The following is a 20,927-nucleotide window of genomic DNA, read 5'->3' as shown; positions in this document are numbered from 1 at the left end:
AGACTACGCGACCGGAACGACCCGACTGATCCGGTGCACGGCGTAGGTCCGCTCGGCGTCGGGGTCGTCGGCCTCCGCGTCCTGGTCGCGAGCGGTCAGCCGGCCGCCTTCGACGGCGAGGGGTGCGACGGCGCGCTCGCTCACGACGCCCTGGTTGTCGGTGAACCCGATGAGTACGACGCCGCGCCGCTCGATGGCTTCCCGGAGGGCGGACAGCACGCCACCGCCGGGCGCCGAGGCCGAGGCGGGCCGGTTGCGGGCCGCTGCATCGCCCTCCCGCAGGTTCGACACGGCCGTGACCACGTGGGCCGACTGGCGAGCCGCGGCGCGCGCCGGGTCCGCCGAGTCACGGGTCCGTGGTGACCGGGCCCGGAGCGGCTCCGCCGCGCCGACGCGGACGACTCCGTCCGGTCCTTCGACGACCGGCGCGACACCGAGGTCGCGCAGCCGGGGCAGCAGGACGTCGATCGGCACGTTCGAGACCAGCACCGTCGGCGCGATCCGCTGGAGGCCCAGCCCGACGGCGCGCGGGTCGCCGATCAGCCCGGCGAGGGCAGCCTCGTCCTCGGACCTGATGAACGACGACGCGACCCCGACGCGCAGTCGGCCGAAGCTGCGCACGACGTCATCGATCAGGTAGCTCAGCGGCTGGGGCACGGGCGTCCGGGACGCCGCGAGCAGGAAGGCCTGGAGCTCGGCGCCGGTCCAGCCGACGTCCAGTCCGCGCCGCACCGAGTCCGGCGTGAACCGGTAGACCGTCGCCGCTCCGTGGGACTCGATGTCCGCGACCTGGTTGAGGCGGCGGGCGAGGTCCGGTTCGAGCGGCCCGGGGGCCACGGCGGTCAGGTCGGCCTGGATGAGGACGTGGTCGACGGGCGGCGGCAACAGGGCGGCCAGCTCCGGGGCGGGGTCGTCCCCCGTGACCAGTGCCCGGCCGAACGGCGCGAGGACGTCGGCGCCGGTGACGCCGATGACCGCTGCCTCCGTGATCGCCCACGCAACCAGGTCGGGTCGGGTGCGGGGACGGCGCGGTCGTTCCCACGCCAGCCGGGCGACCAGCGACGGCAGTCCGGTACCGGCGGCCAGGCCGTGCCCCTCGGGGAGCTCGGCCAGTGCAGCGAGCGCCATCGCCTTGGCCTCGGGCATGCCGGAGGCCGACAGCTCGGGCGTCAGCGCGTTCCACGGCTTCTGGTCCGGACCGCGTTCGCCGACCAGCGACGGCAGTCGTGCACTCGTCAGCCAGGCACGGGCGATCACGGACCACTTCTCGGCGGTCGGCAGCTCGCGCCACAGGTCGAACTGCTCCGTCGGCACCCACACCGGGTTGCCGTCGGAGTCGGCGCGGGTGCCGAGCAGGCCGGCCTCGGCCGCCACCTCCACCAGCAGTGCCGCGACCGTGTCGGAGACCTGGAGGTACGTCGCCGTCGCCTTCAGCTCCCGCACGCCGAGTCCGGTGGTGCGCAGGGCGGCCGCCGGTCGCACGCCCCACCACTCGAGCAACGTCTCCATCCGTCGTACGACGTCCGTCGCCGCACCGACGGCAGCGCCCTGCGCCAGGCGGGGGGACCGGGCCTCGGCCGCCACGGGCGGTGGCTCGTCGATGGGGGTGGTCGTCGTCCGACCGTTGCGCAGCACGAGGCCGACCTCGCCCGGCACCATCAGCAGGCCCGGCTGCAGGGACCCGCCGGGCAGCAGCAGGCGGTGCGCGATCAGCAGCTCGGCGGGGGTCTCGGTGTCCTCGGGACGCAAGCCGATCCGGGCAGTGCCGGGCTTCGCCGTACCCCCGTTCGCCACGACGTGGTCCAGGAGCGCGCGGGCCTCCGGGGGCAGCGCGGCGACGACCGGTTCGAGCGCGACGGGGTCCCGGCGGCCGGGGGAGCGGGGCCGCAGGCCGCTCACTCCGGCCTCGCCGCCGCCGAGCATGCTGTCGGCGACACCGGTGAGCGGGCGCAGCCCCTCGGGCGACTCCCAGGCGAGCGCCAGGTCCAGGAGCCGAGTGATCGTCGCGGCCACGAAGGACGGGTCGGCCCACACGATCGAGATCAGTTCGGATTCGGTGGTTTGACCGGCCACCACGAGGGCATCAAGCACGGAGAGTTCGCCCCGGGTGAGTCCATCGAGTGTTCGCGCAATCGAGTTCCTCACCGCGGCGCGCGAGGCGAGTTGACCGAAGTCGTGAGGGGCAGGGGTGGCAAGGTCGGGACGTGCTGCGAGCAGGCGTTGGAGCCGCTCGTCGGGCCACGACCGCAGTTGGTCGGCCAACGACCGGTGTCCGATCGGTCCTGGTGCCACGCTGCTCAAACTACCGACCCCGGGCGCGCTCGCATGACCGGGCGCATGATCGGCGTCGACCAGGTCGAGCTGCACCACGGCTCCGCCACCGATGTCGGGCTCGTCCGCTCGGCCAATGAGGACGCCTACCTGGCGAATCCTCCGGTCTTCGTCGTCGCTGACGGCATGGGCGGACACGACCGCGGCGACGTGGCCAGCGGGATCGTCATCGAGGAGTTCGCCCGCCTCGCCGCCGACGGGTACGACGCAGCGCGCGGCGCCGAGGTGATCGCCTCCACCCTGCAGGCGGTCCAGGACCGGATCCTTGCGTACGACGCCGAGCAGCGCGCCAACGGCGCGCCCGCGTCGTTCTCCGCCGGGACGACTGCTGTGGTCGCCCTGCTGGTCGATTCCGACGACGGCCCGCGCTGGCTGCTGGCCAACGTCGGTGACTCGCGGATCTACCGCCACACCGACGGAGTCCTCGAGCAGGTCAGCGTCGACCACAGCCTCGTCCAGGAGATGGTCGACGCCGGCCAGATCAGTGCCGCGGCAGCCGCCGTGCACCCGAGCCGCAACGTCATCACGCGCGCGCTGGGCGGATCGGCCCTGCCGGGCAGCGTGAGTGGCGAGGCCGACTTCTTCCTGATGCCACTGGCCGCGGCCGAGCGGCTGCTGCTGTGTTCCGACGGGGTCAGCGGGATGGTCTCCGACGAGCAGATCGGGGCGATCCTGGGCGGCTGTGAGGACCCCCGGGACGCTGCCGAACAGCTCGTCGCGGCGGCCCTGAGTGCGGGTGGCCACGACAACGCCACCGCAGTCGTCGTGGATGTGGTGGGATTGACCCACACAGATCCGTACGACTCCGATGCGCAGCGGGTGAGTCTGGAGCAGAAGTTGGGAGCTCTCCCATGAGCGAGATCGCCACGGGCGCCACCGGCGCCTGGTCCTACCGAGCTGGATCCTGGTTCGCGGTGTTCGGGAGCAAGGTCACGATCCTGCTGCCCGAGTCGCAGAAGGACCAGGTTGTTTCCCTGTGGTCCCTGGTCGACGGCGGCGCCGGTTTCGACGAGGTGCTCGACGGTCTGCTCGCCTCCGGCTTGAGCAGGATCCCGGGCTTCGTCCTGGTGAGTACCGACGACGGCCCCACCCGGATCCTGCTGCGCGGCCAGGGCGTCACGGCGTCGCTCACAGGTGCCGGCGAGGACGTCGCGCTGGACGGCGCCGCGAGCCACACGTGGGTGGAGCGCGCTGTCGAGGGCGTCACCGCACTGACCGTGACCGTTCCCGGCGACGCCGACGACGACTCCGCAGACTTCCCGATCCTCGGTGGACTGGTCCGCGTCGGGCGCATCGACCGGCCGGCAGCGCAGGCCCCGTCGACCGGCAGCGCGATGACCGACGCCGCCGAGGACGTGCCGATGGTTGCTGCCGTGGACGGGCACGCCGACGACTCCCCGGTCGAGACGCCGGAGGAGATGGCCGAGGAGGACATGGTGGCCGAGGGCGGCCCGGTGGACGGAGGGCCGGTCGACCACGCTCACGGCGACTCGCTTGCCGGTGGACTGGTGGCTGGTGGACTGGTGGCCGGTGGACTGGTGGCCGGTGGCGCCGCCCCCGACGTCGAGGCACCCTGGGAGCCGCCGCCGCCCCCGTCCTTCGGTGGTGCCCACCTGGCCCCCGAACCCGAGACCACGATGGAGCCGGCCGACGCGGACCTGGACGACGCCCCCGTCGAGGGCGACGTCATGGACGAGTCCCTCGCCGATGCCGCGATGGCCGAAGAGGCCGTGGGCGACGACGCGATGGACAGCGCGATGGACAGCGAGATGGGCAGCGAGATGGACAGCGCTGCGCAGGACGTGGGGGCCGAGGCCTCGCCGTTCGACGAAGGTCCGGCCACCGAGGTCATGGACCCCGTGGCCGGCAACCCGCTGACCGATCCGCTGGCCGATCCGCTGGCCGATCCGCTGAGCGACCCGCTGGGCGAGGTCCCGCCGTCCCTCGACGTGCCCGTGGAGGCGCCGGCGGATGCTCCGGACCACGCGGCACCCGACGGGTGGGTCACCCCCTGGGACAACCCGGCCCCGTCCGATGCTCCCGCCGCTCCGCCTGCCGCGGTCGAGCCCGACCCGCTCGCCGAGCCCGACACCCCCGCCGTTCCGCCGCCGCCGTTCCCGCCCCTCGGCGGGGCCACCGAGGTGGCTCCTCCCGGATGGACGCCGCCTCCGCCGCCGATCGACGCCGGTGTGGCCGACGCTCCGCCGCTGCCGATCGGGTCGTGGGAGCCCGTGGGTGGGGCCGTGCCGCCGCCGCCGGGCTTCCCGCTCGAGCACGACGGCCTGACCGTCGCAGGTGGAGGCGAGCCGGCGGTTCCCCCGTCGGGCATCCCCGGCCAGCCGCAGGCTCCGGCGATCACCGCGCCGGTGGCGACCCTCCTCATCTCCGACGGGCAGACCATCGTCGTCGACCGCGCCGTCCTCATCGGTCGCGCGCCGGAGGCACGCCGGTTCACCTCGACCGAGCAGCCCACGCTGGTCACCGTGCCGAGCCGTCTCCACGAGATCTCCTCGACCCATGTGGAGGTCCGCCCGGGCACCGGCGCCGACCACGGCACCGCTGTCGTGACCGACATGGGTTCGACCAATGGCACCGTCCTGGTGCAGCCGGGGCTGGGGCCGGAGGACCTCAAGCCCGGTATCGCTGTCCAGCTGATTCCTGGCGCCATCATCAACCTGGGCGATGGAGTCACCATCCAGGTCACCCGGCCCTGACGGGCCACCGCTACTCGGAGCACATTCATGTCCCTCGTCCCGCCCACGGCGGAGCCGGTGATGTTTCCACCGGCCGAGCTCGATCGACGCTTCTCGGCGTTCGTGCTGGACCGCACGATCGGCTGGGGGATCGCGGCCGGAATCGGCGTCGCGGTCTGGCGCTTCGCTGCGCGTGACGAGGTCTGGATCGCCCTCGCCTCATTCCTCGGTGCGGTGATCCTGATCGGCCTCGTCACGGCCGTGGTCGTGGGGTCGACCGGGCTCACCCCGGGCAAGGCTGTGGTCGGCCTTCGCGTCGTACGACGCACCACTGGTCGCCCGATCGGCGTGATGCCCGCGATCGGGCGCTCGCTGGCGCTGGGTGTGGCGGGGATCCCCACTGTCGGCCTCGGCCTGGCCACGCTGGCCTGGACGGCCGCGGCCGACCCCACGAGGCAGCGGCGTGCCCTGCACGACCAGATCGGCGACGCCGTCGTGGTCGACGTCCGGCCGATGCCGGTCGTGACCGACGAGGTCGACGACCGCCCGCAGCAGATCGTGAACCTCACCGCGATGCGCCTGGTGCCCGTCCCGGCGCCTGAGTCGATCCCGGTACCCACGCCCATGCCGGTGCCCGTCCCGGTCGCTGCCCCTGCTCCTGCGCCGGCGCCCGTCGTACGGCCGGCTCCCGCTCCCGCTCCCGTCCCGGCACCCGCTCCCGCACCCGTCCCGGCTCCCGTACCCCCTCCCGTCGCGGCTCCCGCTCCGACTCCGGTGCGGCCGCCGGTCGCACCGGCACCGGGAGCACACCGGGCCGCGCCCGTGCAGGCCCCGGCCGCCCGTCAGGCCCCGGCAGTGGCACCTCCGGCCGCAGCGCCCGCAGCACCCACGCCCGCGGCACCCGTTGCCGCCGCGCCCCCGACGACCCGCTGGCGGGTGTCGTTCGATTCGGGGGAGGCGTTCGTCGTCGAGGGCCTCGCCCTCGTCGGCCGGCGCCCCGAGCCGCGTCCGGGCGAGCCGGTCCGGCACGTCGTACCCCTGCGGTCCTCGGACATGTCGCTGTCCAAGACCCACGCCCAGTTCCAGGTCGCACCCGACGGCGCGCTGGTCGTGATGGACCGCGGCTCGACCAACGGGTCGTTCGTCGTGCGTGGCGGCATGTCGAAGTCGCTCACGCCCGGGCGCCCGAGCACGCTGCTCGCGGGCGACGTCGTCCGGTTCGGCGACCGGATGATGCGCGTCGAACGAGCTGCTGGCTGACGGCTACAGCGCCGCCCACTCCCGCCGCAGCAGGCCGTAGACGGCCGTGTCGCCCCAGGTGCCGTCGCGATCGGCGAAGTCCTCGCGGGTGTGCGCCTCGTGGCGCATTCCCAACCGCTCGCACAGCGCCGCGGACGCGGTGTTGCGCGGGTCGAGCTGAGCCATCACGCGGTGCAGCGGGTAGTGCCCGAACGCGAGGTCGATGAGGGCACGCGCGGACTCGGTGGCGAACCCGCGGCCGGCGTGCTCCGGTGCGAAGACCCAGCCGAGCTCACCGATCGACGGGGCGTCGGCGGGGCCGTGGCTCGCGGTGAAGCGCAGCATCAGGTCGCCGACGAGCACGCCCTCGAACTCCACGGCCAGGGCGAGGAACTCCCCGACGGTCGAGGGTGCGGTCGCCCCGACGAGGCGACCCATCCGGTTCGTCAGGCCCTCGTCGTCGAGCGCGGGGAACGGCAGGTAGCGGGTCACCTCGGGCTGCGCGCAGTAGTCCCCGATCGCTGCGCGGTCGCTGGCGACCACGGTGCGCAGCACGAGGCGGTCGGTCCACAACGGCAGCGGAGGGGGCGGAAGTTGCGGCGGTGACGGTTCGCTTCCCACGTCCGCGAGGGTACGACGTCCGCCCCGATCACCCACGCCCACTAACATGTGGGCTCGCGAGCCGTCAGGCGCGCGGCAACTGCGTGATCAGTGAGGAAGGTCGAGACCGTGCCGAGTGGCAAGGTGAAGTGGTACGACACGGAGAAGGGCTTCGGCTTCCTCTCCCAGGACGGCGGGGCGGACGTCTACGTCCGGTCCGACGCGCTGCCCGAGGGCGTCACCACCCTCAAGGCGGGCACCAAGGTCGAGTTCGGGATCGCCCAGGGCCGCCGCGGCGACCAGGCGCTCCAGGTCCGCCTCATCGACGCACCCGCATCGGTCTCCCGCAACCAGCAGCAGGCCCGCCGCAAGTCGCCGGAGGACATGGTCCTGATCGTCGAGGACCTGATCCGCCTGCTCGACGGCGTCGGCGAGGCCTACCGCCACGGCCGCCATCCCGATCGTCGTACGGCGCAGCCCGTCGCCAAGGTGCTCCGCGCCCTGGCCGACGAGCTGGAGCTGTGACGCCGTAGCCACTCAGGCGGGGACGGGCGGGCTCTGCTTGCTGCCCCGCTTGTGGGGCGCGCTGCGCAACACGAAGACCGCCCAGGCGGTCACCAGCACCGCGGCGAACGCCAGCCCGAAGTCGTTGACCGCGGGGTAGGACAGGATCACGCCGAGGAATCCGCCGACCACCCACGCCAGTTGCAGGGTGGTGTCGCCCTTGGCGAACGCGCTGGCATGGGCGCGTGCCGGGACGCCGGTCTGGATGGTCGAGTCGAGGGACACCTTGGCGAGGTACTGCATCAGCCCGACCGTCAGGCCGAGGATGACCAGCGGCAGTGCGCTGTAGACGATGGTCGCGAACAGCAGCGCCACGATGTCGGCGAGCAGCGCGACGACCACCATCACGACCGGGTTGATCTTGCGCGCGAGCGACGCGACGAAGATGCCGATCGTGTTGCCCAGCCCTGCGCCGCCGATCACCAGGCCGAGGAGCACGGTCGACTTCGTCGTGGTCTCCCACCCCTCGAGGGGCTCGGTGGCCAGCACGAAGGTCATGAACATGGTGAGGAACCCCGAGAGCAGCCGGGGGCCACAGTTGGCGCGGAGCGCGAAGGCCACCTTCGGCGGCAGTCCGGTCGTACGACGTGCGCCGGTGACCGCGTCGCGCGGGGCCTCGACCGACTCCTCGCCCGTCGACGAGTCGACCTGTCCCGGCAGCAGGATCGCGGCGATGGTGCCGACGGCGAACACGACGAAGGCATAGCGGCAGGCCCACTCGGGGCCGATCCAGTAGGCCGCACCCGCGAGCGGGGCGGACACGCACGCTCCCACGACGCCGGCGAGGGCAACCCGGCCGTTCGCCTTCACCAGGGTGATCTCGTGGGGGAGCAGGCGGGGCACGGCCGAGGCCTTCGCGACGCCGTACGCCTTCGACGAGACGAGGACGCCGAGCGCGGCGACGTAGAACCAGGGTGAGCCGTCGGCGAGGGTCCCGGCCAGCACCCAGCACAGGAACGCGCGCAGGGCGAAGGTCGAGCCGATCGCCCAGCGCCGGCCGTGGCTGAACCGGTCGAGGAACGGTCCGATCAGCGGGGCGACGATGGCGAACGGCACCATCGTCAGGCCGAGGAACAACAAGACCGGTCCGCGTTCGCCGCTGGTGGCGCCGGCGAAGAAGACCGTGCCGGCCAGCGCGATGGCGAAGGCGGAGTCGCCGGCGGCGTTGAACGCGTGCAGCTCGATCAGTCGCTTGAGCCCGGACCGCTCGGCTCCCTGGGCGCCGGCGGCCTTGCGGGCCTGCCGGAACGTCGCACGGCTGGCGCGCCCGGTCACGGCGGCGGTGGCCTTGAGGCCGCGGGCCGTGGCCTTGGCGCCGGTCCCGAGCCCCGCCCCGACGGCACGCATCGACCCCGTTTCAGTCAGTTCGGCGTCCGACACCCCACCCGAACCGTCGCTCGGACCGTCGCTCGGAGGCGGCGGGGGAGGAGGTGGTGGAGGCGGATAGCTCACGACGTCCATCTTGCCTGCTGGTGTCGAAGCCACGCCCCCCGACTTCCCGGCACGTCCCCCGACGTGACGAGCATCGCCCGAATGAGGGATGCTGTGCCCCGTGTCCACACTCGAGCGCAAGTTGACCGACGCCGTCACGGCCGACGCCGTTGATGAAGCGCGCACCGCGCTGCTCGACGAGGTCGACGCCGCCGACGTCGGTGACCACCTCGGCCACCAGGTCGACGGCCTGCGGGTCGTCACCCACCTCTTCGCGTGCAACCGCAAGGGCTACCACGGCTGGCAGTGGGCGGTGACCCTCACCCGGGCGTCCCGCCAGCGCAAGGTCACCGTCGTCGAGGTCGTGCTGTTGCCTGGCGCCGAAGCGATCATCGCTCCCGCCTGGGTGCCCTACCGCGACCGCCTCCAGCCCGGTGACCTCTCGCCCGGCGACCTGCTGCCCGTCTCCGACGAGGACCCGCGCCTCGTGCCGACGTACTCCTTCGGCGACGACCCGCTCGACACCGACGAGAAGGCCCAGATCCGTGAGGTCGCCAAGGACCTCGGCCTCGGCCGGGTCCGCGTGCTCTCACCGGAGGGTCGCGACATCGCCGCCGAGCGCTGGTACGACGGCGAGTCCGGTCCCGATGCCCCGATCGCGAAGTCGGCCCCGCACCAGTGCTACTCCTGTGGCTTCCTGGTCCGCCTCGCCGGCCCGCTGTCGGAGATGTTCGGCGTCTGCGCCAACGGTGACGCCAACGACGACGCCCGCGTCGTCGCCTTCCAGCACGGCTGCGGCGCGCACTCCGAGGTCCGCCTCAGCAAGCGCCAGCAGTCGCAGCCGCCGGCCCCGCCGGTCATCGACACCATCGGCACCGACGACCTAGAGGTCTTCTAGGCGCGAGACGCGTCTCGCGCCAGACTGAGCAGCCAGACGGCGTAGTCGTCGTCGACCGGGCGCAGGTCGTAGCCACCGAACCGGTGGTCGATCCGGAGACCCGCTGATGCTGCGTCGGCGATGAATTGGTCGGGGGAGTAGGGCCGGGCCGAGCTCGGCCCACCGCGGAGGTGGAAGCCCGCGAGGATCCGCCCACCCGGCGCCAGCAGGTCGCGCAGGCGCCGGAGCACGGCCACCTCGGTGCCGTCCGCGACGAAGGTCAGCACGTTCCCGACGCACACCACCAGGTCGAACCCGTCGGGTGCACCGGCTGCCGCCATGGCGTCGCGGGTGAGGGCGAGGATCTCGAGCGGCACCACGTCCAGTGCGGGGTAGGTCCGTCGCGACTGCTCCACGAGCTCGGGGTCGGGCTCGGCGGCGACCACGTGGTGGCCCTGCGCCTGGAGGTACCCGCCGACCCGGCCCATGCCGGAGCCCGCGTCGAGGATCCGCGCCCCGCGGCCGACGAGGGTGTCGGCCAGGCGAGCCTCGCCGTCGACGTCCTTGCCCTGGCTGATCAGCTCCGCGAAGCGCTCGCCGTAGCCACTGTTCCTCGCCCCGCCGAGCGCCCAGCGGGTCGGTGGGAGCTCACTCGCCATCGGCGGCGCGCTCGGCCCTGATCCCGCGCCGGCGCTTGCAGTACTCGGTGCCGAGCAGGCCGAGGCCGACGCCGGTCAGGCACATCCACAGCAACCAGGTCTGGCCCTCCTCCTCGAGGCGGCCCCAGAACGGAAGCAGCCCGAGGAAGGCCAGCAGGAAGAGCCCGGTGCCGACCTGGACGGTCCGTACCCCGTCGACGTCGAGTGGTTCGACGGGGGCGATCAGGTAGGTGCGGTTGCCGATCTCGTGCTGGGTCGGCTGTTCGTCACGGAGCTCCACGGTTCGATCGTACGCCGCCTCGACAGTGCCGTGGGTGTGCCGTGCATGCGAACGGGAATAGTTACGCAAGGTAATGACTTAGACTAACGACATGCCGATTCTGGAGAAGCACGTGCGCTCGACAGCAGGGCTCGCCACTGAGCTCCGCTTCTCGGTCATGCGCCTGCGGCGCCGGCTGGTGCGCGAGCGCCACCCGGACAACGACCTCAGCCTGACCGCGATGGCGGTGCTGTGGGTCCTGCACGGTCGGGGCGACCAGACCGTGGGAGCACTGGCCACGCGCGAACAGGTGCGGCCGCCGACCATGACCCGCACCGTCACCGCACTGGGTGAGCGGGGACTCGTCGAACGCCATGACGATCCCGATGACGGCCGACAGGTCGTCGTACGCATCACCGACGCGGGACGCGAGGTCGTCCTCCGCGACGCCGCCCGTCGCGACCGCTGGCTGTCACGTCGCCTGGAGGAGCTCACCGCCGACGAGCGCGACGTCCTGCGCCGCGCCGCCCCGATCCTCCAGCGGCTCGCCGAGTCCGAACAGTCCCTGTGACCGCCCACCCGCCCACCCGCTGACCGAAGGAGCCCACCACGAGCCCCCGATTCCGTTCCCTGGCCCACCACAACTACCGCCTGTACTTTGCCGGCAGCCTGGTCTCCAACATCGGGACCTGGATGCAGCGCATTGCCCAGGACTGGCTGGTCCTCACCATCCCCGGCAACGGCGGCACCGAGCTCGGCATCACCACCGGGCTGCAGTTCGTCCCCGTCCTGCTCCTGTCGCCGTACGCCGGCGTCGTGGCCGACCGCTTCTCGAAGCGCCGCCTGCTGCAGGTCACCCAGGCCGTGATGGCCGGCGCCGCCCTGACCCTCGGCGTGATCGCTGCGCTGGGGGTCGCCGAGACGTGGCACGTCTACCTGCTGGCGCTCGTCTTCGGCGTCGGTGCTGCCTTCGACGCGCCCGCCCGGCAGGCGTTCGTCTCCGAGATGGTCGGGACCGACGACGTGGCCAACGCGGTCAGCCTGAACTCGGCCGCCTTCAACGCCGCCCGGATGATCGGCCCCGCGCTGGCCGGGCTGCTCATCGGGCTGGGTGGCGGCGGCATGCGGGCGACCGGGTGGGTGATCCTCGTCAACGCCGTGTCCTACGCCGCGGTGATCCTCCAGCTGCGCCGGATGGATGCGGCCGAGCTGCACTCGCCGCGCCCCGTGGCCCGCGCCCCCGGGATGCTGCGCGCCGGCTTCTCCTACATGCGGAGCGAGCCGAAGATGCTGATGATCCTCGTGCTCGTGTTCTTCGTCGGGACCTTCGGCATGAACTTCCAGATCACCTCGGCGCTGATGGCGACCGACATCTTCGACAAGGGCGCGACCGAGTACGGCGTCCTCGGCTCGGCCCTCGCCGTCGGCTCGCTGACCGGGGCGCTGGTCGCTGCCGGCCGCACGCGGGTGCGCGTCCGGCTGCTGATGGTGGCCGCCGTCGCCTTCGGCCTGATCGAGATCGTGGCCGGCCTGATGCCGTCGTACCTCGCCTTCGTGCTGCTGTGCCCCCTGCTCGGGTTCTCGGTGATCACCGTGCTGAACTCCTGCAACGCCCTGCTCCAGGTCGAGTCCGACCCGGCCCTGCGCGGGCGCGTGATGGCGATCTACATGACCATCGTGATGGGCGGAACGCCCCTCGGTGCCCCCGTGATCGGCTGGATCGGGGAGCAGTACGGCGCCCGCTGGACCCTCGTCGTGAGCGGTACGCTGGTGCTCGTGGGGGTGGCCGCAGCGGTCGCCGTACGGGCTCTGGCGGAGCGCCGGGTGCGCCCGGGCGTCCCCCAGCCCGATCCGGCCGGTGCACCGGCATTTTGACCCCTCCCTGAGGGGCCGGTAATCTCGATTCTCGTGTCTGGGGTGACCCGGCACGTCGAGCATGCCCTCAACGCGATCACACCCCTCAGTTCGAGTTTTCCAGGGGAGCGAACGACCAGAGGCCACTCATTCGGCACGCAGTAACGCAACACATCCGTGCCCGGCAAGGCGCCGGCACGTGAGAGCAAAAGGAAAGGGAACCACCAGGTGCCCACCATTAATCAGTTGGTCCGAAAGGGCCGCCAGGACAAGGTGTCGAAGTCCAAGACGCCTGCCCTGAAGGGTTCGCCCCAGCGTCGCGGTGTCTGTACCCGCGTCTACACCACCACCCCGAAGAAGCCGAACTCCGCTCTGCGCAAGGTCGCCCGTGTGCGCCTGTCCAGTGGCGTCGAGGTCACCGCTTACATCCCGGGTGAGGGTCACAACCTGCAGGAGCACTCCATCGTGCTCGTCCGCGGCGGTCGTGTGAAGGACCTCCCCGGTGTTCGCTACAAGGTCATCCGCGGCGCACTGGACACCCAGGCCGTGAAGAACCGTAAGCAGGCTCGCAGCCGCTACGGTGCCAAGAAGGAGAAGAGCTGACATGCCGCGCAAGGGCCCCGCGCCGAAGCGGCCGATCGACATGGACCCGGTCTACGGGTCGCAGCTGGTGAGCCAGCTCGTGTCGAAGGTGCTGCAGGACGGCAAGAAGCAGGTTGCACAGCGCATCGTCTACACCGCGCTCGAAGGCACCCGCGAAAAGACCGGTATCGACCCGGTCATCACGCTCAAGCGTGCGCTCGACAACGTGCGCCCCTCCATCGAGGTCAAGTCCCGCCGTGTTGGTGGCGCGACCTACCAGGTCCCGATCGAGGTCAAGGGCACGCGTGGCACCACGCTGTCGCTCCGCTGGCTCGTGGGCTACGCCGCCGACCGTCGTGAGAAGACGATGGCCGAGCGCCTGCAGAACGAGATCCTCGACGCAGCCAACGGCCTCGGTGCCGCTGTGAAGAAGCGCGAGGACACGCACAAGATGGCCGAGTCCAACAAGGCCTTCGCTCACTACCGCTGGTGATTTCGTCGGAGCGGGCCCGCCACGGCGGCGCCCGCTCCGGCACCCACCTTCTCCATCCCAAGATCTAAGGAACGCTGACTCACGTGGCAGTCGACATCACGACCGACCTGAACGTCGTACGCAACATCGGCATCATGGCGCACATCGACGCCGGCAAGACCACCACCACCGAGCGCATCCTCTTCTACACCGGCATCACGTACAAGATCGGTGAAGTCCACGAGGGCGCGGCCACGATGGACTGGATGGAGCAGGAGCAGGAGCGCGGCATCACGATCACGTCCGCCGCGACGACCTGCTGGTGGAAGAAGCACCAGATCAACATCATCGACACCCCCGGCCACGTGGACTTCACGGCCGAGGTCGAGCGCTCCCTGCGCGTCCTCGACGGCGCCGTTGCGGTGTTCGACGGTGTCGCCGGTGTCGAGCCGCAGACGATGACGGTGTGGCGCCAGGCCAACAAGTACTCCGTGCCCCGGATGTGCTTCGTCAACAAGCTCGACCGCACCGGAGCGGACTTCTTCCGCTGCGTCGACATGATGGTCGAGCGCCTGAACTCCAACGTGCTGGTCCTCCAGCTCCCCATCGGCGCCGAGGGTGACTTCATCGGTGTCGTCGACCTCGTCGAGATGCACGCCAAGGTGTGGCGCGGCGAGACCGTCATGGGTGAGGACTACGTCGTCGAGGAGATCCCCGCCGACCTCCTCGAGCAGGCCCAGGAGTACCGCGAGAAGCTCGTCGAGACGGTCGCCGAGGCCGACGACGACATCATGGAGGTCTACCTCGAGGACGGCGACACGTTCGACGTGCCGACCCTCAAGGCCGCCATCCGCCGCGCGACCCTGGCCGACAAGCTCAACCCGGTCCTCTGTGGCACCGCCTTCAAGAACAAGGGCGTCCAGCCCCTGCTCGACGCGGTCGTCGACTACCTCCCCTCGCCGCTCGACATCGACGGCATCGTGGGTCACGACCCGCGCAACGAGGAGAAGGAGATCACCCGTCAGCCTTCCGACGACGAGCCGTTCTCCGGCCTGGCGTACAAGATCGCCACGGACCCGCACCTCGGCAAGCTGATCTACGTCCGCGTCTACTCCGGCAAGCTCGAAGCCGGTTCGACCGTGGTCAACTCGGTCAACGGCCGCAAGGAGCGGATCGGCAAGGTCTACCAGATGCACGCGAACAAGCGTGAGGAGATCGCGTCGGTCGGCGCCGGCCAGATCGTGGCCGTCATGGGCCTCAAGGACACCAAGACGGGTCACACGCTGTCCGACCCGAACAACCAGGTCGTCCTCGAGTCGATGACGTTCCCGGCCCCGGTGATCGAGGTCGCCATCGAGCCGAAGACGAAGTCCGACCAGGAGAAGCTCGGTACGGCCATCCAGCGCCTGTCCGACGAGGACCCGACGTTCGTCGTCAAGACGGACGAAGAGACCGGTCAGACGATCATCGCGGGCATGGGCGAGCTCCACCTGGAGATCCTCGTCGACCGGATGAAGCGCGAGTTCAAGGTCGAGGCCACCGTCGGCAAGCCGCAGGTCGCCTACCGCGAGACCATCCGCCGCAAGGTCGCGAACCACTCCTACACCCACAAGAAGCAGACGGGTGGCTCTGGCCAGTTCGCCAAGGTCGTCATCTCGCTCGAGCCGAACACCGACCCCGAGACCGGTCTCGGTGCGGGCTACGAGTTCGTCAACAACGTCTCGGGTGGACGCGTTCCGCGCGAGTACATCCCGTCCGTCGACAACGGCGGCCAGGAAGCCATGGAGTTCGGCGTCCTCGCCGGCTACCCCATGGTCGACGTGAAGTTCACCCTCGAGGACGGCGCCTACCACGACGTCGACTCGTCCGAGCTCGCGTTCAAGATCGCCGGCATCCAGTCGTTCAAGGAGGCCGCTCGCCAGGCGAAGCCGTGCCTGCTCGAGCCGATGTTCGCGGTCGAGGTCACCACCCCCGAGGGCTTCCTCGGTACGGTGATCGGTGACATCAACAGCCGTCGCGGCCAGATTCGCGCACAGGAGGAGCGTCACGGCGACATCGTCGTGAACGCCCTTGTGCCGCTGTCCGAGATGTTCGGGTACGTTGGCGACCTGAGGTCCAAGACCTCTGGTCAGGCGTCGTACTCGATGGAGTTTGACTCGTACGCCGAGGTTCCCACGAACATCGCCGACGAGATCATCAAGAAGGTTCGTGGCGAGTAGTCACCCGACTGCTCACCGCGTTGCCCTCGGCGCAGCACCCAACCAGTACGAGTCAAGTAACAATCCCAGGAGGAGCCAGCAATGGCTAAGGCCAAGTTCGAGCGGACCAAGCCGCACGTCAACATCGGCACCATCGGTCACATCGACCACGGCAAGACCACGCTGACCGCGGCGATCTCGAAGGTCCTGCACGACAAGTACCCGACCCTCAACGAGGCCTCGCCGTTCGACCAGATCGACAAGGCTCCCGAAGAGCGTCAGCGCGGCATCACGATCTCGATCGCGCACATCGAGTACCAGACCGAGGCGCGCCACTACGCGCACGTCGACTGCCCCGGTCACGCGGACTACATCAAGAACATGATCACCGGTGCCGCGCAGATGGACGGCGCGATCCTGGTGGTTGCCGCGACCGACGGCCCCATGCCGCAGACGCGTGAGCACGTGCTGCTCGCCCGCCAGGTCGGCGTTCCCGCCCTGGTGGTTGCGCTCAACAAGTGCGACATGGTCGACGACGAGGAGCTCATCGAGCTCGTCGAGATGGAGGTGCGCGAGCTCCTCTCCGAGTACGACTACGACGGCGACGACATCCCCGTCGTGCGCGTTGCTGCCTTCCCGGCGCTCCAGGGCGACGAGAAGTGGGGCAACTCGATCGGCGAGCTCATGGACGCCGTCGACGCGAGCATCCCGCAGCCCGAGCGTGAGGTCGACAAGCCGTTCCTCATGCCCGTCGAGGACGTCTTCACGATCACCGGTCGTGGAACCGTCATCACCGGTCGTATCGAGCGCGGCATCGTCAAGGTCAACGAAGAGGTCGAGATCATCGGCATCCGCGAGACCTCGCTGAAGTCGACGGTCACCGGCGTCGAGATGTTCCGCAAGCTGCTCGACGAGGGCCAGGCTGGCGAGAACGTCGGTCTGCTCCTCCGCGGCACCAAGCGCGAAGACGTCGAGCGCGGCATGGTCGTTGTGAAGCCGGGTACCACCACCCCGCACACCAACTTCGACGCCTCGGTCTACATCCTGTCGAAGGAGGAGGGCGGCCGTCACACGCCGTTCTTCAACAACTACCGCCCGCAGTTCTACTTCCGGACCACCGACGTCACCGGCGTCGTCACCCTCCCCGAGGGCACGGAAATGGTCATGCCGGGCGACAACACGGACATGGCCGTTGAGCTGATCCAGCCCATCGCCATGGACGAGGGTCTGAAGTTCGCGATCCGTGAAGGTGGCCGTACCGTCGGCGCCGGCCGGGTCACCAAGATCACCAAGTGATCTGACCTGATTCATCAGGAACCCCCACACCTTCGGGTGTGGGGGTTCCTGCGTTTTCTGCTCTTTCTTGGTGGGGCGGCGCTGGCGCCTGCCGGACCCACCCCTCGCTGGCTTAGGAGCGGCCCCCGCCGTCGGCGCCCTGGCTTTCGCCATTGCGTGACCTTGGTACGGCGGGCGCCGACGGCAGGGACCGAAGCGCCCTCGAGGGGTGGGTCCGGCCTGCGCCAGCGCCGCCCTCTCGTTTTCGCTCCCTCTCGTTCGGTCGGGAGAATGTGCGGGTGAATGACGGAGTGCGCCCGGCCCGGCCCCATCAGAAGTTGACCGAGGATGGTCGGCGGACGCGGGAGGTGTTGACCTATGCGCGGCGGGGGAGTCGGTTCACGCCCAAGCAGCAGCGGGGTTGGGACGAGTACGCCGACGGGTGGGTCATTCCGGACGAGGCGGTCGATGCTCCCGGGTTCTCCTTCTCCTCGTGGTTCGATCGGGACGCCCCGCTGATCGTGGAGATCGGTGGGGGTGTGGGGGAGGCGACGGCTGCTCTGGCGGCGGCGCGGCCGTCGTACAACGTGCTGGCGCTGGAGGTCTGGCTGCCGGGGGTGGCGGAGAGCCTTGGGCGGGTGGGTGACGCGGGGGCCACCAATGTGCGGTTCTGCGGGGTCGATGCGGTGTGGACCTTCGAGCACCTGTTGGCCGCGGACAGCATCAGTGAGGTCTGGACGTTCTTCCCCGACCCCTGGCACAAGACGCGCCACAACAAGCGGCGCCTCGTCAACGTCGAGAACGCGCACCTGGTGGCGTCGCGGCTGGAGCCGGGTGGGCTGTGGCGGCTGGCGACGGACTGGGCCGACTATGCCGAGCAGATGGAGGCCGTGCTGGGAGCCGAGCCCCTGCTCGATGGTGGGCCCGTCGAGCGCTGGGACGAGCGCCCGGTGACGAAGTTCGAGCGCAAGGGGTTGGCCAAGGACCGCGTCATCGCGGACTTCGCGTACCGGCGTGTCACCGGACATTAACTTCCGCGATGCGGCGTGGCGCCCTCATCAGTTGGATGACGGGCGTACTTTCCGATCAGTGGCAGGTGGGGAAGCCGGCCACATCGGGAGGCCCGACGTGAACCATCACGACTGTGCAACCCGGTCCGTCTACCAGGGATAGGGCCGGGGCCCTACAGGGGCGCGGTCCGGTGAGGTTTCACGTGTCGAACACGAAGGCCCAGGCCACCACCCGTCGTACCTATGTCCTCGACACCAGCGTGCTGCTGGCAGACCCGGCCGCCCTGCGCCGGTTCGAGGAACACGAGGTCGTCCTGCCGGTGGTGGTGATCACGGAGCTCGAGGCAAAGCGGCATCACCCGGAGCTGGGGTACTTCGCCCGCAGCGCGTTGCGGATGCTCGACGAGTTGCGGGTCAAGCACGGTCGGCTGGACTCACCTGTCCCAGTGGGCGACGACGGCGGAACCATCCGCGTCGAGCTCAACCACACGGACGCTTCCTCGCTGCCGTCGGGCTTCCGGCTCGGGGACAACGACACGCGGATCCTCGCGGTGGCGCGCAACCTCGCCGACGAGGGCCACGAGGTCATCCTGGTCTCCAAGGACCTGCCCATGCGGATCAAGGCCTCGGCGGTCGGGCTGGACGCCCAGGAGTACCGCGGGGAGACCCTGGGCGACTCCGACACCGGCTACTCCGGGATGGCTGAGGTCGAGGTCTCCGCCGAGGCCCTCGACGAGCTGTACGACGACGGGACCCTCGATCTCGCCGAGGCACGCGAGATGCCCTGCCACGTCGGCCTGGTCATGTTGTCCGAACGCGGCTCTGCGCTCGGGCGGGTGGGGCCGGACAAGCAGGTGCACCTCGTCAAGGGCGACCGCGAGGCGTTCGGCCTGCACGGACGCAGCGCCGAGCAGCGGGTCGCACTCGACATCCTGCTGGACCCCGAGGTCGGCATCGTGTCCCTCGGTGGCCGGGCCGGCACGGGCAAGTCGGCGCTGGCCCTGTGTGCCGGCCTCGAGGCGGTGATGGAGCGCCAGCAGCACAAGAAGGTCGTGGTGTTCCGCCCGCTCTTCGCCGTCGGCGGCCAGGAGCTCGGCTACCTGCCGGGCTCGGAGTCGGAGAAGATGTCGCCCTGGGGCCAGGCCGTGTTCGACACCCTCGGCGCCCTGACCTCGAAGGACGTCGTGGACGAGATCCTCGACCGCGGCATGCTGGAGGTCCTCCCGCTGACCCACATCCGGGGCCGGTCGTTGCACGACTCGTTCGTGATCGTCGACGAGGCGCAGTCCCTCGAGCGCAACGTGCTGCTCACCGTCCTGTCGCGAATCGGAGCGAACTCCAAGGTCGTGCTCACCCACGACGTCGCCCAGCGCGACAACCTGCGCGTCGGACGCCACGACGGTGTCGTCGCGGTGGTGGAGAAGCTCAAGGGCCACCCGCTCTTCGCCCACGTGACGCTGACCCGCTCGGAGCGCTCGCCGATCGCCGCGCTGGTCACCGAGATGCTGGAGAACGTGGTCGTGTAGCGCACCGGCTGACGCCGGGACGTCATACGTTGCGAGGGCTCTCGCCCACGGTTCGTATGACGTCCCCGGCAACCCGGGGCCGCGCATCACCCCGGTGGGACGAGTGGGGCGTACGTGACCACCGTGGTCAATGGGGTCGAAATGAACCGGGGAAACGGGCGCTTCGGTTTGCCTGAGCGAGATCCCTCAGGCATGGTGGTCGCTGGTCGCCGGCGGTGCTGACAATGGAGTCGGGCCCGATCGGGCGGTGATCAAGGTCCTGCTGTCGAGCCCGAGATTCGAGCACTTGTCGAAGCACGCGAACCCTTCACCGAAGCACCGTGGAGCACCGAAGCATGCCCACCTTGCCCAGGCGCCTCGCAAGGCTGCCCGCAACGTGGTCGTACTGTCGTCGGTGGCCGTAGCCGTCACGGGTGTCTCCGTGGCCGCTGGAGTCCTCGGCCAGGATGCTGCTCCGCCCGCCGCGAGCGCTGACCTCGACGCCCTCACCGCTGCCGGGACGGCCGATGTCGCCGTCCCGACCGAGCGGCGCGAAGTGATCTCCCGCAATGACCGCCGCCCCGAGGCCGACCCCGCGAAGGCCGCCGGCCTCGACGAGTCCGGTCCGGCAGCGCTGACCGACGAGCGCAAGCTCTCCGAGTCGGACCCCAGGGACATCGCCCGCGCGCTCCTCGGTGAGTTCGGCTTCTCGGCCGACCAGTTCGGGTGCCTCGACTCGCTGTGGACCCGCGAGTCGGGCTGGCGCTGGAACGCCGACAACCCCTCGTCGAGCGCCTACGGCATCCCGCAGGCCCTCCCCGGCTCCAAGATGGCCTCGGCCGGCGCCGACTGGCAGAGCAACCCGGCCACCCAGATCCGCTGGGGACTGGGCTACATCCAGAACCGTTACGGCAGCCCCTGCGGCGCCTGGGCGCACAGCGAGTCCCACAACTGGTACTGAGCCGGTCACGCCGCGCCTGCGCAGGTAAAGGCGTGAGCGGGTGCATGATGCCCTCATCGCGGGACATCGGTGTCCCGCGCGACGGAAGGGCACTTCCATGCTCTGGACCATCATCGTCACCCTTGTCGGCGGCACGATCATCGGACTGATCGCCAAGGCCGTCGCGCCGGGTGACCGCGACAAGATCCCGCTGTGGCTGACCACGGTCTGCGGCATCGTCGGCATGCTCGCCGGCAGCTATCTCTACTGGGCCGTCGCGGGCAGCAACAACCCGAACTTCGACGGACACGAGGCCACGGCCGACAACGTGACCAACGGTATCGACTGGCTGCGCCACCTCTGGCAGGTCGCCGTCGCGGCGGTCGCCGTGATCGCGGCGGCTGCGATCACCGGCCGCAACAAGTCCGGAGCCTGATC

The 20,927-nt window shown here is 70.4% G+C and carries 20 protein-coding genes; 15 read left to right on the top strand and 5 right to left on the bottom strand.

What is annotated here, in order from left to right:
- Positions 1 to 3: 3 nt before the first annotated feature.
- A complete protein-coding gene (locus ACOACQ_RS06075; protein ID WP_420287855.1) occupies positions 4 to 2,091 on the bottom strand; it encodes a helicase-associated domain-containing protein in 2,088 nt (695 codons plus the stop codon).
- 234 nt (positions 2,092 to 2,325) lie between these two features.
- Here ACOACQ_RS06075 and ACOACQ_RS06070 point away from each other — a divergent pair, with 234 nt between their 5' ends.
- From ACOACQ_RS06070 to ACOACQ_RS06060, 3 genes are read left to right on the top strand one after another with little or no spacing between them, the layout of a single operon-like run.
- Positions 2,326 to 3,186 carry a PP2C family protein-serine/threonine phosphatase gene (locus ACOACQ_RS06070; RefSeq protein WP_378601617.1) on the top strand — a complete coding sequence of 287 codons (861 nt, stop codon included), beginning with the start codon at positions 2,326 to 2,328 and terminating at the stop codon, positions 3,184 to 3,186.
- Complete coding sequence (locus ACOACQ_RS06065) at positions 3,183 to 5,045, top strand: hypothetical protein (RefSeq protein ID WP_420287854.1); 1,863 nt, start codon at positions 3,183 to 3,185, stop codon at positions 5,043 to 5,045. The genes ACOACQ_RS06070 and ACOACQ_RS06065 overlap by 4 nt, the downstream gene beginning before the upstream one ends.
- Before the next feature lie 27 nt (positions 5,046 to 5,072).
- Entirely contained in the window at positions 5,073 to 6,284 is a 1,212-nt protein-coding gene (locus ACOACQ_RS06060) for an RDD family protein (RefSeq protein WP_420287853.1), read from the top strand.
- 3 nt (positions 6,285 to 6,287) lie between these two features.
- Here the strand turns inward: ACOACQ_RS06060 and ACOACQ_RS06055 are convergent, their stop codons facing one another.
- Positions 6,288 to 6,884 (bottom strand): GNAT family N-acetyltransferase, encoded by a 597-nt coding sequence (locus tag ACOACQ_RS06055; RefSeq protein ID WP_420287852.1) that lies wholly within the window; start codon positions 6,882 to 6,884, stop codon positions 6,288 to 6,290.
- 108 nt (positions 6,885 to 6,992) lie between these two features.
- Here ACOACQ_RS06055 and ACOACQ_RS06050 point away from each other — a divergent pair, with 108 nt between their 5' ends.
- Positions 6,993 to 7,388 (top strand): cold-shock protein, encoded by a 396-nt coding sequence (locus ACOACQ_RS06050; protein ID WP_378606079.1) that lies wholly within the window; start codon positions 6,993 to 6,995, stop codon positions 7,386 to 7,388.
- Between the two features lie 12 nt (positions 7,389 to 7,400).
- Here ACOACQ_RS06050 and ACOACQ_RS06045 read toward each other — a convergent pair whose 3' ends face one another.
- On the bottom strand, positions 7,401 to 8,774 hold the full coding sequence (locus ACOACQ_RS06045; RefSeq protein ID WP_378606077.1) for an MFS transporter: 1,374 nt from the start codon (positions 8,772 to 8,774) through the stop codon (positions 7,401 to 7,403).
- A 205-nt stretch (positions 8,775 to 8,979) separates the two neighbouring features.
- On the opposite strand from ACOACQ_RS06045, the gene ACOACQ_RS06040 reads away from it, so the two are divergent.
- Entirely contained in the window at positions 8,980 to 9,756 is a 777-nt protein-coding gene (locus ACOACQ_RS06040; RefSeq protein WP_420287851.1) for a DUF3027 domain-containing protein, read from the top strand.
- Here ACOACQ_RS06040 and ACOACQ_RS06035 read toward each other — a convergent pair.
- Both ACOACQ_RS06035 and ACOACQ_RS06030 read right to left on the bottom strand, forming a co-directional pair.
- A complete protein-coding gene (locus ACOACQ_RS06035; RefSeq protein ID WP_420287850.1) occupies positions 9,753 to 10,394 on the bottom strand; it encodes a class I SAM-dependent methyltransferase in 642 nt (213 codons plus the stop codon). The two genes, ACOACQ_RS06040 and ACOACQ_RS06035, sit on opposite strands and share 4 nt — an antisense overlap.
- Entirely contained in the window at positions 10,384 to 10,674 is a 291-nt protein-coding gene (locus ACOACQ_RS06030; protein WP_378606066.1) for a DUF2530 domain-containing protein, read from the bottom strand. Before ACOACQ_RS06030 ends, ACOACQ_RS06035 begins: the two co-directional genes overlap by 11 nt.
- Before the next feature lie 91 nt (positions 10,675 to 10,765).
- Here ACOACQ_RS06030 and ACOACQ_RS06025 point away from each other — a divergent pair, with 91 nt between their 5' ends.
- From ACOACQ_RS06025 to ACOACQ_RS05980, 10 genes are all read left to right on the top strand, one after another.
- Positions 10,766 to 11,224 carry a MarR family winged helix-turn-helix transcriptional regulator gene (locus ACOACQ_RS06025; protein ID WP_378606063.1) on the top strand — a complete coding sequence of 153 codons (459 nt, stop codon included), beginning with the start codon at positions 10,766 to 10,768 and terminating at the stop codon, positions 11,222 to 11,224.
- A 59-nt stretch (positions 11,225 to 11,283) separates the two neighbouring features.
- Complete coding sequence (locus tag ACOACQ_RS06020; protein WP_378606091.1) at positions 11,284 to 12,528, top strand: MFS transporter; 1,245 nt, start codon at positions 11,284 to 11,286, stop codon at positions 12,526 to 12,528.
- A gap of 207 nt (positions 12,529 to 12,735) precedes the next feature.
- Entirely contained in the window at positions 12,736 to 13,110 is a 375-nt protein-coding gene (gene rpsL, locus ACOACQ_RS06015) for a 30S ribosomal protein S12 (RefSeq protein ID WP_056708632.1), read from the top strand.
- 1 nt (position 13,111) lies between these two features.
- Positions 13,112 to 13,582, top strand: a complete 471-nt coding sequence (gene rpsG, locus ACOACQ_RS06010) for a 30S ribosomal protein S7 (RefSeq protein ID WP_056708627.1) — start codon at positions 13,112 to 13,114, stop codon at positions 13,580 to 13,582.
- Positions 13,583 to 13,665: 83 nt separating this feature from the next.
- Entirely contained in the window at positions 13,666 to 15,780 is a 2,115-nt protein-coding gene (fusA, locus tag ACOACQ_RS06005) for an elongation factor G (protein ID WP_420287849.1), read from the top strand.
- A gap of 81 nt (positions 15,781 to 15,861) precedes the next feature.
- A complete protein-coding gene (gene tuf, locus ACOACQ_RS06000; protein WP_378606056.1) occupies positions 15,862 to 17,055 on the top strand; it encodes an elongation factor Tu in 1,194 nt (397 codons plus the stop codon).
- Between the two features lie 278 nt (positions 17,056 to 17,333).
- Entirely contained in the window at positions 17,334 to 18,065 is a 732-nt protein-coding gene (trmB, locus tag ACOACQ_RS05995) for a tRNA (guanine(46)-N(7))-methyltransferase TrmB (protein ID WP_420287848.1), read from the top strand.
- A 182-nt stretch (positions 18,066 to 18,247) separates the two neighbouring features.
- Entirely contained in the window at positions 18,248 to 19,570 is a 1,323-nt protein-coding gene (locus ACOACQ_RS05990) for a PhoH family protein (protein ID WP_420287847.1), read from the top strand.
- A 286-nt stretch (positions 19,571 to 19,856) separates the two neighbouring features.
- Positions 19,857 to 20,510, top strand: a complete 654-nt coding sequence (locus tag ACOACQ_RS05985) for a lytic transglycosylase domain-containing protein (RefSeq protein WP_420287846.1) — start codon at positions 19,857 to 19,859, stop codon at positions 20,508 to 20,510.
- Between the two features lie 97 nt (positions 20,511 to 20,607).
- Positions 20,608 to 20,925: a GlsB/YeaQ/YmgE family stress response membrane protein gene (locus ACOACQ_RS05980; RefSeq protein WP_378597644.1), complete on the top strand. Its 318-nt coding sequence runs from the start codon at positions 20,608 to 20,610 to the stop codon at positions 20,923 to 20,925.
- The last annotated feature ends 2 nt before the right edge of the window (positions 20,926 to 20,927 follow it).

The sequence above is a fragment of the Nocardioides sp. CPCC 206347 genome (assembly GCF_048654605.1).
Classification (GTDB): domain Bacteria; phylum Actinomycetota; class Actinomycetes; order Propionibacteriales; family Nocardioidaceae; genus Nocardioides.
The sequence above is the reverse complement of the archived record's forward strand: the minus strand, read 5'-3'. Positions and strand labels throughout refer to the sequence as shown.

What these genes read in the sequence shown, in the direction of transcription:
- ACOACQ_RS06070 (WP_378601617.1), top strand. Translation starts at nt 2,326, where the DNA reads ATGACCGGGCGCATGATCGGCGTCGACCAGGTCGAGCTGCACCACGGC.
- ACOACQ_RS06065 (WP_420287854.1), top strand. Translation starts at nt 3,183, where the DNA reads ATGAGCGAGATCGCCACGGGCGCCACCGGCGCCTGGTCCTACCGAGCT.
- ACOACQ_RS06060 (WP_420287853.1), top strand. Translation starts at nt 5,073, where the DNA reads ATGTCCCTCGTCCCGCCCACGGCGGAGCCGGTGATGTTTCCACCGGCC.
- ACOACQ_RS06045 (WP_378606077.1), bottom strand. Translation starts at nt 8,774, where the DNA reads ATGCGTGCCGTCGGGGCGGGGCTCGGGACCGGCGCCAAGGCCACGGCC.
- ACOACQ_RS06035 (WP_420287850.1), bottom strand. Translation starts at nt 10,394, where the DNA reads ATGGCGAGTGAGCTCCCACCGACCCGCTGGGCGCTCGGCGGGGCGAGG.
- ACOACQ_RS06025 (WP_378606063.1), top strand. Translation starts at nt 10,766, where the DNA reads ATGCCGATTCTGGAGAAGCACGTGCGCTCGACAGCAGGGCTCGCCACT.
- rpsG (WP_056708627.1), top strand. Translation starts at nt 13,112, where the DNA reads ATGCCGCGCAAGGGCCCCGCGCCGAAGCGGCCGATCGACATGGACCCG.
- tuf (WP_378606056.1), top strand. Translation starts at nt 15,862, where the DNA reads ATGGCTAAGGCCAAGTTCGAGCGGACCAAGCCGCACGTCAACATCGGC.
- ACOACQ_RS05980 (WP_378597644.1), top strand. Translation starts at nt 20,608, where the DNA reads ATGCTCTGGACCATCATCGTCACCCTTGTCGGCGGCACGATCATCGGA.